The following is a 13,110-nucleotide window of genomic DNA, read 5'->3' as shown; positions in this document are numbered from 1 at the left end:
CGGTACTGCACAGTGGAGTGACCAGCGTCCCACCGACGGTCGAGCCCGGGGTCGGCCATCCGTCAACCGCCCACACCCCCGGCGGGGACCGACAGCCCGGTCAGGCGAACGCGGACAGCCCCGTCAGCTTCTGCCCGATCACCAGCTGGTGCACCTCCGAGGTGCCCTCGTACGTCAGCACGCTCTCCAGGTTGTTCGCGTGCCGCATGATCGGGTACTCCCCCGAGATGCCGTTCGCGCCGAGCAGCGTCCGGCAGGTCCGCGCGATGGCCAGCGCCTCGCGCACGTTGTTCAGCTTGCCCACGCTGACCTGCTCCGGCTGGAGCTGCCCGGCGTCGGCGAGCCGGCCGAGGTGCAGGGCCAGCAGGTACCCCTTCTGGAGTTCCAGGGCCATGTCGGCGAGCTTCGCCTGGGTGAGCTGGAACCCGGCGAGCGGCCGGCCGAACTGCTCCCGGTTGCGGGTGTAGGAGATCGCGGTCTCCAGGCAGTCCCGGGCCGCGCCGAGCGCCCCCCACACGATCCCGTACCGCGCCTCGGTCAGGCAGGACAGCGGCGCCTTGAGCCCCCGGGCCCCCGGCAGCTGGGCCGAGGCGGGCAGCCGGACGTTGTCGAAGACCAGTTCGCCGGTCGCCGAGGCGCGCAGCGACATCTTGTTGCCGATCTCGTTGACGGTCACCCCGGGCTCGGCCAGCGGCACCACGAACCCGGTGATGCCCTGCTCGACCCGCGCCCAGATCACGGCCAGCTCGGCGACCGGCGCGTTGGTGATCCACATTTTGGTACCGGTGAGCAGCCAGTCGTCCCCGTCCCGGACCGCCCGGGTGGTCATCCCGGCCGGGTCGGACCCGTGATCCGGTTCGGTGAGGCCGAAGCACCCGATCGCCTCGCCGGCCGCCATCCGGGGCAGCCAGTGCTGCTTCTGCTCCTCGGAGCCGAACTTCCAGATCGCGAACATCGCCAGGGAACCCTGCACGCTGACCAGGCTCCGGACCCCCGAGTCGCCGGCCTCCAGCTCCAGGCACGACAGGCCGTACGCGACGGCGGAGACGCCCGCGCAGCCGTAGCCGGTGAGGTGGGCGCCGAGCAGGCCCAGCTTGCCCAGCTCCCGGGCGAGCTCCCGGACAGGGGCTCTGCCGCTCTCGTACCACTCTGCGACGTGTGGGCGGACCTGGTCGTCCACGAGCCGGCGCACGCTGTCGGCGAAGGCGCGCTCCTCGGCGGACAACAGCGATTCGAGGGCGAGCAGCTCGATGGCGTCAGTCATGAGGCCACCGTATCGGCTGCCGGTCAGGCATCATGGGCCACTATGAGCACCAGTCCGGACGGCCTCGGCCGTACCCCCGCCGAGCTGCCCGAATTCCACCTGCCCGGAGCGGGGCCGGCCTCCGGGCCCGCCGGGACGGCCGCGACGTCGGGGCCGGCGTGGTCCGCGCCCGACCTCGACCCGGACGAACTCCACGACGGGTACGGGCCGGAGGACGAGGACGCGGCGCCCGACCGGGCCCGGCTCCGTACCACGGTGGTCCTCGCGGCCCTCGGGGTCGCGCTGGTCACCGCCGCCAGCCTGCTGCCCAACCTCACCGTCGAGCTGGACGGCAAGGCGATGGCCGCCGGCACCGGGGCGGGCCTGGGCAGCCTGGTGAGCATGCTGTCCCGCAGCGCCCTGGCCGACGGCTTCGTCTTCGGGCTCGGCGTCTTCGCCCTGATCGCGCTCGCGGTCACCGCCGCGACCAGCACCGGCCGGCTGAACGGCGCGGCCCGGCTCGCCGCCGCCGGCGTCACGGTCTACGTGCTCGGCTCGATGCTCAACGTCTATCTGAGCCTGCAACGCCAGCTCGACCCGACCGTGCTGGGCGACTTCGACCGCCCCAACCGGTCGGCGGACTTCCCGACCCCGGAACTGGTCGCCCAGCCGGGCGCGTTCTGCGCGATCCTCGGCATCCTGCTGCTCGCCGCCGCCGTGGTCGCGGCGGGTCCCCGGCCGGCGTTCCTGCACCGGTTCGGGCAGCGGACGGCCGAGCCGGTGGAGCCGGACGAGGAGGGGCGCGACATCCAGGTGAGCGTGCACTAGCCCCGGGCCGGGGCGGGCGTCCGGCACACGGGTGTGTGGGCTAGAGCTCCAGGACCCGCGCGTGGATCGTCGTGCGCTGCTGCAGGGCCGCGCGCAGCGCTCGGTGCACCCCGTCCTCCAGGTACAACGCGTCCTGGTAGCGGACCACGTGCGGGAACAGGTCGCCGTAGAACGTGGAGTCGTCGGCGAGCAGCCGGTCGAGGCCGAGCTCGCGCTTGGTCGTGATGAGCTGGTCCAGCCGCACGGGGCGCGGCGGGATCTCGGCCCAGTCCTTGAGGCTCAGACCGTGCTCCGGGTACGGCTGGCCCTCGCGGACCGCTTTGAAAATCACGTACTGAGACTATCGCTCGCCACGATGCCCCACGTGCCGCGCCACTGCTCACCCGGCGCGAGGGTCACGAGGTCGCGCCCGGACCGCAGCGCGTCGGGCGGACAGGTCATCGGCTCGACGGCCACGGAACGCCGGTGCCGGCCGTCGGGGAGCCCGTCCGCCGTGTACAGCTGGAGCCACCGGAACGACTGATCCGCCCACAGGGTGACAGACCTGCCGTCCGGGGCGGTCAGGGAACCGAGGATCCGGCCCTGCTCGTCCCGGTTGGGCAGCCCGAACGTCGTGTCCAGCCGGGTGGCGCCGAGCCGGCGGCCGGCCGTGTAGTCGTAGTCGGAGCCGTCGACCCGGGCCGCCCCGATCGGGAGCAGCCGGCTGTCGGTGAGGAGGCGGGAGCGCATGCTCAGCCGGAGGACCAGGTCGTCGACCGGGACCCCGTCGATCCGCAGGTACGGGTGGGCGCCGAGGCCGAACGGCGCCGGCCCGGTACCCGTGTTGGTCGCGTGGTGTTCGGCGCGCAGCCCCTCCGGCCCCACCGACCAGCGGGTGCGCAGCAGCAGCCGGAACGGGTAGCCGGGCGACGCCGGCAGCTCGTACTCCACGGTCACCGCGTCCTCGGCGACCTCGACGGCGCGCCAGGGCACCCAGTTGACCAGGCCGTGGATGGCGTTGTGCCAGTCGGGCTCGCTCAGGGGGAGCTGCCGGGGCACGCCCGCGAAGGTGTAGCGGCCGTCGCGCACCCGGTTCGGCCACGGCGCGAGCACCTGGCCGGCGGCGAACGGGCAGAGCGCGTCCTCCTGGTACCCGTCGACGAGGTCGACGCCACCGGCCGAGTAGGACCGCAGGCCACCACCGACCTCGGTCACCACTGCGCGCTGATCGCCGGCGGCGATGGACCACTCCATAGTCCGCGACCATAGCGCGCCGCGAGACCCGACAAAACCCCCAGTTGAAGCTATGGTGACAATCTCTCCACCAGCCAGCCCGCCGCGCTGTGCCGGAACCGCAACCTGTCGTGCAACCGACTGCGCCGGCCCTGCCAGAACTCGACGGTCTGCGGCACGACGCGGAAGCCTCCCCAGTGGTCCGGGGCGGGGATCTCCTCGGGCCAGCGGTGCTCGGCGGCCTCCCACGCGGCCTCCAGTTCGGCCCGGCCGGAGATGACCTCGGACTGCCGGCTGGCCCACGCGCCGAGCCGGGCGCCCCGGGGGCGGCTCGCGAAGTACTCCTCGGTCTCGGTGCGGGTGACCCGCTCGACCTCGCCGCAGACGATGACCTGCCGGTGCAGCGCGTACCACGGGAAGACGAGGCTGGCATGCGGGTCGTCGCGCAGTTCCAGCCCCTTGCGCGACTCGTAGTTGGTGAAGAAGACGAAGCCCCGGTCGTCGATGGACTTCAGCAGCACCGAGCGCGCGGACGGCCGGCCGTCGAGCGCGGCGGTGGCCAGCACCATCGCGTTGGGCTCGTCCACCCCGGTCCTGCGGGCCACGTCCAGCCACGCCGCGAACTGACCCGGCCAGTCTTCTGCCAGGTCAGACTCGTTCAGCGGAAGATCGCCGTACTCCTGCCGCATCGCAGCCAGATTTGCCGCAGTGTCACCTATCACCCGCATATCCTGTCAGGGGACCAGCCCATTGGCTGAAAAAGTGAGGCACTCGCCACATCCCGGAGTGGTTTTACCCCATGACCCCCTCCGAGGGTCCAAGATGTCGCGCAAGGCACTACTGATGGTCGCCGTCCGCCAGACCGGTGGGCGGGGCCACCGGGCGCACGGACTCGGGCCGGAGGCGCGCGTCCCGGACATCCGTCATATATGGCGTACGGATCCTGGGAGTACTAATGTCCGACTTCAAGCCCGGGCTAGAGGGTGTCATCGCCTTCGAGTCCGAGATCGCCGAACCTGACAAGGAAGGCGGTGCGCTGCGGTATCGCGGCGTCGACATCGAAGACCTGATCGGTCGGGTGTCGTTCGGTAACGTGTGGGCCCTGCTGGTCGACGGGAAGTTCGGGCCCGGGCTGCCGCCCGCGGAGCCGTTCCCGGTACCGGTGCACTCCGGCGACATCCGGGTCGACGTCCAGTCCGCGGTCGCGATGCTCGCGCCGTACTGGGGCCTCGGCCAGCTGCTCGACATCTCCGACGAGCAGGCGCGCGCCGACCTCGCCCGGGTGTCGGTGACCGCGCTGTCCTTCGTCGCGCAGTCCGCGCGCGGGGTGGGCCTGCCGGCCGTGCCGCAGAAGGAGATCGACACCGCCGCCACGATCGTGGAGCGGTTCATGAAGCGCTGGCGGGGCGAGCCCGACCCGCGGCACGTCAAGGCCGTCGACGCGTACTTCATCTCGGCCGCCGAGCACGGCATGAACGCCTCGACGTTCACCACCCGCGTCGTCGCCTCCACCGGCGCGGACGCGGCCGCCTGTATCTCCTCCGGCATCGGCGCGCTCTCGGGCCCGCTGCACGGCGGCGCGCCCTCCCGGGTGCTGGAGATGCTGGAGGGCGTGGAGCGCACCGGCGACGCCGACGCGTACGTCAAGGGCGTCCTCGACCGGGGCGAGCGCCTGATGGGCTTCGGCCACCGGGTGTACCGGGCGGAGGACCCGCGCGCCCGCGTGCTCCGCCGCACGGCCCGCGAGCTCAACGCGCCGCGCTTCGAGGTCGCCGAGGCCCTGGAGAAGGCCGCGCTGGCCGAGCTGCACGCCCGCAAGCCCGACCGGGTGCTGGCCACGAACGTCGAGTTCTGGTCGGCCGTGGTGCTGGACTTCGCCGAGGTCCCCGCGCACATGTTCACCTCGATGTTCACCTGCGCCCGGGTCGCCGGGTGGAGCGCGCACATCCTGGAGCAGAAGAAGCTCGGCCGCCTGGTCCGGCCGTCGGCGACCTACATCGGCCCCGCGCCGCGCAAGCCGTCCGACGTCGAGGGCTTCGACGTGATCGCCCGTTAGGCAGCGTTAAACGATCGTTCAGGGGCCGCCCTCGGGCGGCCCCTTTTCGTTGGGATAGTCTGGTCGGACACGGCAGCGTCGCCGGGCATGCGCAAGATCACCCGATGGAAGGACGCTGTCCTGTGATCATTCCCGAGAACCTCAAGCCCGCCGACGGCCGGTTCGGCTGCGGCCCGTCGAAGGTCCGCCCCGAGGCCGTCGCGGCCCTGGCGGACGTGGCGACCACGTTCCTCGGCACCTCCCACCGGCAGGCCACGGTCAAGAACGAGGTCGCCCGGCTCCGGCGCGGCCTGGCCAGCCTGTTCAACCTCCCCGAGGGCTACGAGGTCGTGATCGGCAACGGCGGCACCACCGCGTTCTGGGAGGTCGCGACGTTCGGCCTGATCCGGGACCGCGCGCAGTTCGCGTCGTTCGGCGAGTTCGGCTCGAAGTTCGTGTCCTCGGTGAAGGCGGCGCCGTTCCTCGGTGCGCCGACCGTGCACAAGGCCGACCCGGGCAGCGCGCCGACCCTGGTCGCCGAGGCCGGGATCGACGCCTACTGCCTGCCGCAGAACGAGACCTCCACCGGCGTCGCGGTGCCGATCCGTCGCGTGGAAGGCGCCGACGAGGGCGCGTTGCTGCTGGTCGACGCCACCTCGGCGGCCGGCGGCCTCGCGGTCGACATCGCCGAGACGGATGTGTACTACTTCGCGCCGCAGAAGTGCTTCGGCTCCGACGGCGGCCTGTGGATCGCCATCCTGTCGCCGGCCGCCATCGCGCGCGCCTTCGAGATCAAGGAGTCGGGCCGCTACATCCCCGCGTTCCTCGACCTGGTGACGGCGATCGAGCAGTCCCGCCTGGAGCAGACGTACAACACGCCGGCGCTGGCCACGATCTTCCTCGCGGCCGAGCAGACCGACTGGATGCTCGCGAACGGCGGGCTGGAGTGGTGCGCCAAGCGGACCGCCGAGTCGGCCGGCGTGCTCTACGACTGGGCGGACGCCTCCCCGGTCGCGACGCCGTACGTCGTGGACCCGGCGCTGCGGTCCAACGTGGTCGCCACGATCGACTTCGACGACAGCGTGGACGCGACGGCCGTGGCCAAGGCGCTCCGGGCGAACGGCATCGTGGACACCGAGCCGTACCGCAAGCTCGGCCGCAACCAGCTCCGGGTGGCGCTGTTCCCGAGCGTGGAGCCCTCAGACGTCGAGGCACTGACGAAGTGCATCGACTTCGTGCTCTCAGGACTGTAATTTTTCCGGCACCGGCACGCTGCAGAGCGTGCCGGTGCTCGCTTTTTACCCCCTTTTGAGGTACTCGTCTCTTAGATTGCCCCGGCGTGCCTCGCACAGAGCCGCTATCGTTCGTCGTACGGTGTCCAGACAGGCGCCCCGACGGGACGGAGGATCGCGATGCGGCCGGTACGCTTCGTCGCCCTCTCCGAGGACGGCCAGGCGCTGGTGCTCGCCGACGAGGTCGGCCGACTGCTGGCGCTCCCCATCGACGACCAGATGACGTCCGCGCTGCGGCACGACCGCAACGCGCTGCGCACCCACCCGGCCAGCCCGGCGATGGGTGCCCAGACGGCGTTGTCCCCCCGCGACATCCAGGCCCGGATCCGGGGCGGCGAGTCCGCCGAGGACGTGGCGCGCGTCGCCAACGTCCCGGTCGACCGCGTCCTGCGCTACGCCGGCCCGGTGCTCCAGGAGCGCGCCATGCTCGCCCAGCACGCCCGGCGTACCCGGCTGCGCACCTCCGACCGGGGCGCCTCGCTCGCCGAGGTCGTCGACGCGCGGCTCGGCAAGCACGGCGTGGACGCCGAGAAGGTCTCCTGGGACGCGTACCGGCGCGACGACGGCACCTGGCGCGTCGTCGCCACGTGGCCGAGCGGCAAGGCCACGGCGCAGGCGGTCTGGGAGCTCGACAAGGCCCGCCAGGTCGTCATCCCGTCCGACGACATGTCCCACTACCTGTGCACGGAGCGCCCCGCCCCGCTGCTCGGCCAGGACCCGGCCCCCGAGCCGGCCCGGCATGGGCACGACCCGGCGGGGCCGCCGCCGCGCGCGCTGCGGCCGGCGGACCAGCTGGCCCAGGGCAGCGACCCGATCCGGGCCGGCCGGGACGCGCTGCTCGCCTCGCTGGAGCGTCCGCTCGACCGGCCGGGCCGCAGCCTGGAGCCGGCCGCGCGGCAGCAGTCCCCGACCGCGCCCGGCAAGCTGTCGGTGTCGGCGTTCGCCGAGGACGACATGGACGCGCCCAAGGAGGTGCCGGCCGTGCCTTCGCTCGCCGTGCTCCGGCCGCGCCGGCAGTCGGCCACCCCGTCGGTCGCCGATCCGGCGTCCGGGGACAAACCTCGCAAGAAGCTGCCCAGCTGGGACGACGTTCTATTCGGGAGTGCACCGAGCAGTGGCCAGGCAACCTCTTAACCAGTGCGGATCATCACAGGTCGTTAGCCAAACTAATGAGATAGGCTAACGACTGTGATGGTTCGGCCAACGGACGACCAGGCACGCCTCGCCGCATCCCTGCGGCAGTCGATCATGCGGCTCAACCGCAGCCTGCGTCGGGCCCGCCCGATCAGCGAGCTCACCCCGAGTCAGCTCTCCGCCCTGACCAGTCTCGACCTGGCCGGCGCACTGACCCCTCGCGAACTCGCCGACACCGAGCGGGTCCAACCGCCGACGATGACGAAGGTCATCGCCAAGTTGGAGGAACGGGGCCTCGTACAGCGGACCCCGCACCCGACCGACGGACGCCAGGTCATCCTGGCGACCACCGAGACGGCGCGGAGCCTGCTCGGCGACAACCAGCGAGCCCGGGACGCCTGGCTCGCCGAGCGACTCGCCGAGCTGACCGCCGAGGAACGCGAGGCCCTGAACAAGGCCGCTGAGCTGCTGGAGCGCATCGCCCGGAGCTGACCGCCGCACCACTGGGCGCGCAGCTGGACCGGGGGACCCGTACCCGGCTGATCGGTGTTCTTGGTCTTTGTGCCGTGCCATCCCACGTGAGCACCATCTACGTAGGAGGCGCACCACTTCGTGTTCCGCTCATTTCGGATACGCAACTACAGACTCTTCATCGTCGGACAGTTCATCTCCCTCACCGGCGGCTGGATGCAGATCGTCGCCCAGGACTGGTTGGTGCTCCAGCTCTCCGACAACTCGGGCACCGCGCTCGGGGTCGTGACCGCGCTGCAGTTCCTGCCGATCCTGGTCTTCACCCTGTACGCCGGCAAGCTCGCCGACCGGCTCGACAAGCGCAAACTCCTGATCGCCGTCAACGCGGCGTGGGCGGTCCTCGCGGCGGCCCTCGGCATTCTCGTGATCAGCGGCGGGGCCCAGCTGTGGCACGTGTTCGTCTTCGCGGCCGTGTTCGGGGCGGTCAACGCCGTCGAGGTACCCGTCAGACAGTCCTTCGCCAGTGAACTGGTGGGCGCCGACCTGCTGCCCAACGCGCTGTCGCTGAGCGCCGCCACGTTCAACACCGCCCGGATCGTCGGGCCCGCGCTCGCCGGCCTGTGCATCGCCTGGCTCGGTACCGGCCCGGTCTTCGTCCTCAACGCGCTCACATACGCCGGCCCCATGGTCGGGCTGCTGATGATGAAGTCCGCCGACCTGTACCGCACCCTGTCGGCCAAGAAGCCCGGCAACGTCCGCGACGGGCTCGCCTACGTGCGCCGCCGGCCCGACCTGATGCTGCCCATGGCGCTGATGGGCGTGATCGCGATGCTCGGCTACAACTTCCAGCTCACCCTCGCCATCATGTCCAAGACGGTCTTCCACAACGGGGCCGCGTCGTTCGGGCTGCTCACCTCCGTACTCGCCCTCGGCGCGCTGTGCGGGGCGCTCGCCGGCACCGGTCGCGACGCCCGGCCGTCGGTCTACGTCATCCTCGGCGGCGCGCTCGCCTTCGGGATCCTGGAGACGATCCTGGGCTTCGCGCCGACGTACCTGAGCATGGTCGTGCTGCTCTTCCCGACCGGGTTCGCCATGGTCTACTTCGCGCAGGCGTGCAACCAGCGCGTGCAGATGGGCGTGCCCGCGGAGTACCGGGGCCGGGTCATGTCGCTGTACATGCTGGTCTTCGCCGGTACGACCCCGATCGGCGCCCCGATCATCGGGTGGCTGTCCGAGCACGTCAGCGCCCGGTCCAGCATCTGGGTCGGCGGGCTGGCGTCCATCGTGACCGCGCTGGTGGCGCTCGCGGTGCGGATCCGGGTCCGCGGGGTACAGGTCAGCTTCGCCGCCCGGCCGTGGCCCACGCTGCGGTTCGCCGAGCCCGATGTCGACGAGCTGAGCGTGTCGGTGCTGCCGGGGCGCGCCCTGCTGGGCCGGTTCGCCCGCTGACCTTCGCGACCGGCTCGCGGGAGGTTTCCGCCTGATCGGGGCCGTCGCCGGTCGCTGCCCGGTCCGCTGCCCGGCCCGCCGCCCGCCCCGGGTGCCGCGTCGGACTGTTCGGCCGACAGTTGTCGTACCCGCGTGGCAGGGTCGGGTCATGGATTTCGTTGACTACCGGGACCGGCTCGCCGCCGACACGGCCCGGCTGACCGCCGTCGCCACCGACCTCGGCGCGCGCGTGCCGTCCTGCCCCGACTGGACGGTGGAGGACCTCGTCCGGCACGTGGCGATGGTCTACCTGCACAAGGTCGAGTGCCTGCGCCTCGGCCACCACCCCGAGGGCTGGCCGCCGGACCTGTCGGCCGAGCCCGCGCTCGCCCAGCTGGTCCGGGCGCACGACGAGCTGGCCGCCGAGGTCGCGGGTCGCGCGCCGGAGGACCCGGCCTACACGTGGTACGGGCCGGACCAGTCCGTCGGCTTCTGGATGCGCCGGATGGCCCAGGAGGCCGCCGTGCACCGGGTGGACGCGGAGCTGGCCGCCGGGCAGGTCACCCCGATCGCGGCGGATCTGGCGGTCGACGGGATCGACGAGGCCCTGACGGTCTTCCTGGCCTGGACGTCGACGGAGTGGCCGGAGGACTACACGCTGGTCGACGCCCCCACCGTCGAGGTGAGCGCCGGGGGCCGGTCCTGGCTGGTCAGGCCCACCACGAAGGGTGTCCTCGTGGACGCCGGGCCCGGGGAGGCCGCCACGACGATCTCCGGGGAGCCCTCGGACGTGCTGCTGTGGCTGTGGCGGCGGGTCGGGGACGACGCGGTGACCGTGACGGGGGATCCGGCCGGGGCGGCGACGCTGCGGGCCCTGATGGAGGCCGGCACCCAGTGAGCCGCCGGTAGGCGGTGTCGGGCGCGAAGTCCGGTTCGTGCCCGCACGCGTCACGTGCGACCTGCGTTCCGCCAGGTCGGCGGGCGGGTCCTCAGTGCGGGCGCCGAGGGGTGCGGCCGTCTGGTCCGGGCTGTGGTTCGGGCGGCAGACTGGCGGGGTATCGGGTGGCGTCGGGGCCGGTAGCGGCCTAGCCTGGGGAACGTGGCCGCCCTTCACTACGTGACAGTCGGCGTCGCCCTGACAACACTGGCAGCGACGCCGATCCTGATCGCCTGGCTGGTCGTCCGAGCGGACGACCTCGCCGGGTACGCGGGCGACGTCATGGACCGGCTCCCCGGCCAGGAGCCCACCCCCCGGCACCCGCCGATCGAGGAGACCGCCGCCGAGCTGCGCCGGATCACCGAGGCCCTGCGCGCCCCCGTCTCCGTCGCCGCGGAGCTGGCCGAGCTGGAGCGTTCCGAGCGCGAGTCCGTGGAGCTGGAGCGCCTGGCCCGGCAACTGGAGGTGGACTCCGAGGACGTGGAGATCGCCTCCCCGTCGGAGGAGACGCTGCGCCGGGCCGCGCAGTGGCGGGCGGAGCTGCGGCGCGAGGCGTTGTGGATCTCCTACGACGAGCACCTGCGCGAGGCGTGCCGGGCGTTGGCGGTGTACCACCAGCTGGACACGGTGGTGGGCGTGGAGCTGGAGCTGGAGCGGCTCCGGGTGACCGAGGAGCTCACCCACGCGGGCCTGGTCCTCCCCGTCTGAGCCCGCCGTGGAGAAGCGTCCGTGTTGAGCGTCCGTGAGTGTGTCACCGTGGCGGGCCGGGTCGCCGATACCCTCACCGGGCGTTCCGGGCTGTCGGTCATCGTCGTCGGGGTGGTTCTGCCGCACTGGCCGGAGCCATCCGAGCAGGCCACCGCCATCCTGGGCGCGCCGGTCGACAACGGCCCCGTGCCCGTCCGCGTCACGTTCGAATGCGAAGGCGTCGTGATCGAGCTCCACGTCGACCCGCGGCTGCCGCCCGGGGAGCTGGCGGACCACCTGGCCGACGAGATCGCCGACTACGTGGCGACGACGACCCGGTGGTGGGGAAAGCGGGTCTTCGCCGTGCCCTCGACGTAGGGCTACATGCCCGTGAGGGACTCGATCGGGCCGCGGAGGAAGTAGACGGCGAAGAGGGCCGCGACCGCCCAGAGCACCGGGTGCACCTCCCGCACCTTGCCCCGGGCGAGCTTGAGCAGCACGAACGACACGACGCCGGCCCCGATCCCGTTGGAGATGCTGTAGGTGAACGGCATCAGGACGATGGTCAGGAACGCCGGTACCGCGATCTCGTAGTCGGTCCAGTCGATGGACCGTACCCCCGTCATCATGAGGAAGCCGACGACGACCAGCGCCGTGGTGGCCGCCTCGAACGGCACGACGGTGACGAGCGGCGCGAAGAACATCGCGAGCAGGAACAACGCCCCGGTGACGAGGTTGGCGAAGCCGGTCCGGGCGCCCTCGGCCACGCCGGCCGCCGACTCGATGTAGGACGTGTTCGAGGAGACGCTGGCCGCGCCGCCGGCCGCCGCCGCGATCGAGTCGACGAGCAGGATCTGCTGGGACCGGGGCGGGTTGCCCTCCTTGTCGAGCAGTTCGCCCTCGGCCCCGACCGCGACCATGGTGCCCATCGTGTCGAAGAAGTCGGTGAGCAGCAGGGTGAAGACGAACATGACGCTGACGACGAGCCCGGCGCGTTCCCAGGAGCCGAACAGGTCGAACTTGCCGAGCAGGCTCAGGTCGGGGCTGTCGATGATGTTCGTGGGCAGCTTGGGCACGTTGAGCTGCCAGCCGCGCGGGTTGCCGACGACGCTGCCGGCGTGCGCGAGGCTCTCGACGACGATGGCGAGGACGGTGGTGCCGAGGATGCCGATCAGGATGGCGCCCCGGACCTTACGGACGACGAGGACCAGGAGGGCGAGCAGGCCGACGACGAACACGAGGGTGGGCCAGCCGAGCAGCTTGCCGGAGATGCCCATCCCGATCGGGGGCGTGGCCACGCCGGAGGAGCGGACGAAGCCGGCGTCCACGAAGCCGATCAGGGTGAGGAAGAGCCCGATGCCGACGCCGATGGCGTTCTTGAGCTGGACGGGTACGGCGCGGAACATGAGCGCCCGGAGTCCGGTGAGGACGAGTACGGCGATGATGACGCCCTCGATGACCACGAGTCCCATGGCGTCGGCCCAGGTCATGTGGGGTGCGAGCTCGTAGGCGACCATGGCGTTGACGCCGAGGCCGGCGGCGAGGGCCAGCGGGAAGCGCGCGACGACGCCCATCAGGAGGGTCATCACCCCGGCGACGAGCGCGGTGGCGGCGGCGAGCGCGGCGATGGGCAGGGTGGCCCCGTCCGCGTCGACGGCCTTGCCGAGGATCAGCGGGTTGAGGACGACGATGTAGGCCATCGTGAAGAAGGTGGCGAGGCCGCCACGTACCTCGCGGCCCATCGTGGAGCCTCGGGCGCTGATCTCGAAGTACCGGTCAAGGGCGTTCATGCCGGCAATCCTCCCGGGTGGAGTGGATTGTCCAGCCGGCGGGTCTTGTGGTG

General features: G+C 71.8%; 14 protein-coding genes. 9 read left to right on the top strand and 5 right to left on the bottom strand.

Annotated elements, in window-relative coordinates:
* Positions 1-100 precede the first annotated feature (100 nt).
* Positions 101-1,264, bottom strand: a complete 1,164-nt coding sequence (locus AB0M43_RS16815) for an acyl-CoA dehydrogenase family protein (RefSeq protein ID WP_363725461.1) — start codon at positions 1,262-1,264, stop codon at positions 101-103.
* Positions 1,265-1,306: 42 nt separating this feature from the next.
* Between AB0M43_RS16815 and AB0M43_RS16810 the strand changes: the two genes are divergently transcribed.
* Entirely contained in the window at positions 1,307-2,071 is a 765-nt protein-coding gene (locus AB0M43_RS16810) for a hypothetical protein (RefSeq protein WP_363725459.1), read from the top strand.
* Between the two features lie 40 nt (positions 2,072-2,111).
* Here the strand turns inward: AB0M43_RS16810 and AB0M43_RS16805 are convergent, their stop codons facing one another.
* The 3 genes from AB0M43_RS16805 to pdxH are packed head-to-tail and all read right to left on the bottom strand — an operon-like array spanning position 2,112 to position 4,011.
* Positions 2,112-2,402 (bottom strand): type II toxin-antitoxin system VapB family antitoxin, encoded by a 291-nt coding sequence (locus AB0M43_RS16805; protein ID WP_363725457.1) that lies wholly within the window; start codon positions 2,400-2,402, stop codon positions 2,112-2,114.
* The gene (locus AB0M43_RS16800; protein ID WP_363725455.1) at positions 2,399-3,304 is read right to left on the bottom strand and encodes an aldose 1-epimerase family protein; all 906 of its coding nucleotides are present in this window, start codon (positions 3,302-3,304) and stop codon (positions 2,399-2,401) included. Before AB0M43_RS16800 ends, AB0M43_RS16805 begins: the two co-directional genes overlap by 4 nt.
* Before the next feature lie 50 nt (positions 3,305-3,354).
* Positions 3,355-4,011, bottom strand: coding sequence for a pyridoxamine 5'-phosphate oxidase (gene pdxH, locus AB0M43_RS16795; RefSeq protein WP_363725453.1), 657 nt, complete (start codon positions 4,009-4,011; stop codon positions 3,355-3,357).
* A 227-nt stretch (positions 4,012-4,238) separates the two neighbouring features.
* Here pdxH and AB0M43_RS16790 point away from each other — a divergent pair, with 227 nt between their 5' ends.
* The 8 genes from AB0M43_RS16790 (at position 4,239) to AB0M43_RS16755 (ending at position 11,645) form a co-directional block, all read left to right on the top strand.
* Positions 4,239-5,339 (top strand): citrate synthase 2, encoded by a 1,101-nt coding sequence (locus tag AB0M43_RS16790; RefSeq protein ID WP_363725451.1) that lies wholly within the window; start codon positions 4,239-4,241, stop codon positions 5,337-5,339.
* Between the two features lie 104 nt (positions 5,340-5,443).
* Entirely contained in the window at positions 5,444-6,571 is a 1,128-nt protein-coding gene (gene serC / locus AB0M43_RS16785; RefSeq protein ID WP_363725449.1) for a phosphoserine transaminase, read from the top strand.
* A gap of 159 nt (positions 6,572-6,730) precedes the next feature.
* Positions 6,731-7,744 (top strand): septation protein SepH, encoded by a 1,014-nt coding sequence (sepH, locus tag AB0M43_RS16780; RefSeq protein ID WP_363725447.1) that lies wholly within the window; start codon positions 6,731-6,733, stop codon positions 7,742-7,744.
* A 57-nt stretch (positions 7,745-7,801) separates the two neighbouring features.
* Positions 7,802-8,236: a MarR family transcriptional regulator gene (locus tag AB0M43_RS16775; RefSeq protein WP_363725786.1), complete on the top strand. Its 435-nt coding sequence runs from the start codon at positions 7,802-7,804 to the stop codon at positions 8,234-8,236.
* Positions 8,237-8,356: 120 nt separating this feature from the next.
* Positions 8,357-9,664 (top strand): MFS transporter, encoded by a 1,308-nt coding sequence (locus tag AB0M43_RS16770; RefSeq protein ID WP_363725445.1) that lies wholly within the window; start codon positions 8,357-8,359, stop codon positions 9,662-9,664.
* A gap of 148 nt (positions 9,665-9,812) precedes the next feature.
* Positions 9,813-10,541 (top strand): maleylpyruvate isomerase family mycothiol-dependent enzyme, encoded by a 729-nt coding sequence (locus tag AB0M43_RS16765; RefSeq protein WP_363725443.1) that lies wholly within the window; start codon positions 9,813-9,815, stop codon positions 10,539-10,541.
* Positions 10,542-10,742: 201 nt separating this feature from the next.
* On the top strand, positions 10,743-11,288 hold the full coding sequence (locus tag AB0M43_RS16760) for a hypothetical protein (RefSeq protein WP_363725441.1): 546 nt from the start codon (positions 10,743-10,745) through the stop codon (positions 11,286-11,288).
* Positions 11,289-11,309: 21 nt separating this feature from the next.
* On the top strand, positions 11,310-11,645 hold the full coding sequence (locus AB0M43_RS16755) for a hypothetical protein (RefSeq protein WP_363725439.1): 336 nt from the start codon (positions 11,310-11,312) through the stop codon (positions 11,643-11,645).
* A gap of 2 nt (positions 11,646-11,647) precedes the next feature.
* On the opposite strand, the gene AB0M43_RS16750 is transcribed toward AB0M43_RS16755, so the two are convergent.
* The gene (locus tag AB0M43_RS16750) at positions 11,648-13,057 is read right to left on the bottom strand and encodes an NCS2 family permease (RefSeq protein ID WP_363725437.1); all 1,410 of its coding nucleotides are present in this window, start codon (positions 13,055-13,057) and stop codon (positions 11,648-11,650) included.
* Positions 13,058-13,110 lie beyond the last annotated feature (53 nt).

This window comes from Longispora sp. NPDC051575 (assembly GCF_040681875.1).
In the GTDB taxonomy this organism is placed as follows: domain Bacteria; phylum Actinomycetota; class Actinomycetes; order Mycobacteriales; family Micromonosporaceae; genus Longispora.
The sequence above is the reverse complement of the archived record's forward strand: the minus strand, read 5'-3'. Positions and strand labels throughout refer to the sequence as shown.

Bases quoted from the DNA above. Each gene is read 5' to 3' on its own strand.
- AB0M43_RS16815 (WP_363725461.1), bottom strand. From the start codon at position 1,264: ATGACTGACGCCATCGAGCTGCTCGCCCTCGAATCGCTGTTGTCCGCC.
- AB0M43_RS16810 (WP_363725459.1), top strand. From the start codon at position 1,307: ATGAGCACCAGTCCGGACGGCCTCGGCCGTACCCCCGCCGAGCTGCCC.
- AB0M43_RS16800 (WP_363725455.1), bottom strand. From the start codon at position 3,304: ATGGAGTGGTCCATCGCCGCCGGCGATCAGCGCGCAGTGGTGACCGAG.
- pdxH (WP_363725453.1), bottom strand. From the start codon at position 4,011: ATGCGGGTGATAGGTGACACTGCGGCAAATCTGGCTGCGATGCGGCAG.
- AB0M43_RS16790 (WP_363725451.1), top strand. From the start codon at position 4,239: ATGTCCGACTTCAAGCCCGGGCTAGAGGGTGTCATCGCCTTCGAGTCC.
- serC (WP_363725449.1), top strand. From the start codon at position 5,444: ATGGAAGGACGCTGTCCTGTGATCATTCCCGAGAACCTCAAGCCCGCC.
- sepH (WP_363725447.1), top strand. From the start codon at position 6,731: ATGCGGCCGGTACGCTTCGTCGCCCTCTCCGAGGACGGCCAGGCGCTG.
- AB0M43_RS16775 (WP_363725786.1), top strand. From the start codon at position 7,802: ATGGTTCGGCCAACGGACGACCAGGCACGCCTCGCCGCATCCCTGCGG.
- AB0M43_RS16765 (WP_363725443.1), top strand. From the start codon at position 9,813: ATGGATTTCGTTGACTACCGGGACCGGCTCGCCGCCGACACGGCCCGG.
- AB0M43_RS16750 (WP_363725437.1), bottom strand. From the start codon at position 13,057: ATGAACGCCCTTGACCGGTACTTCGAGATCAGCGCCCGAGGCTCCACG.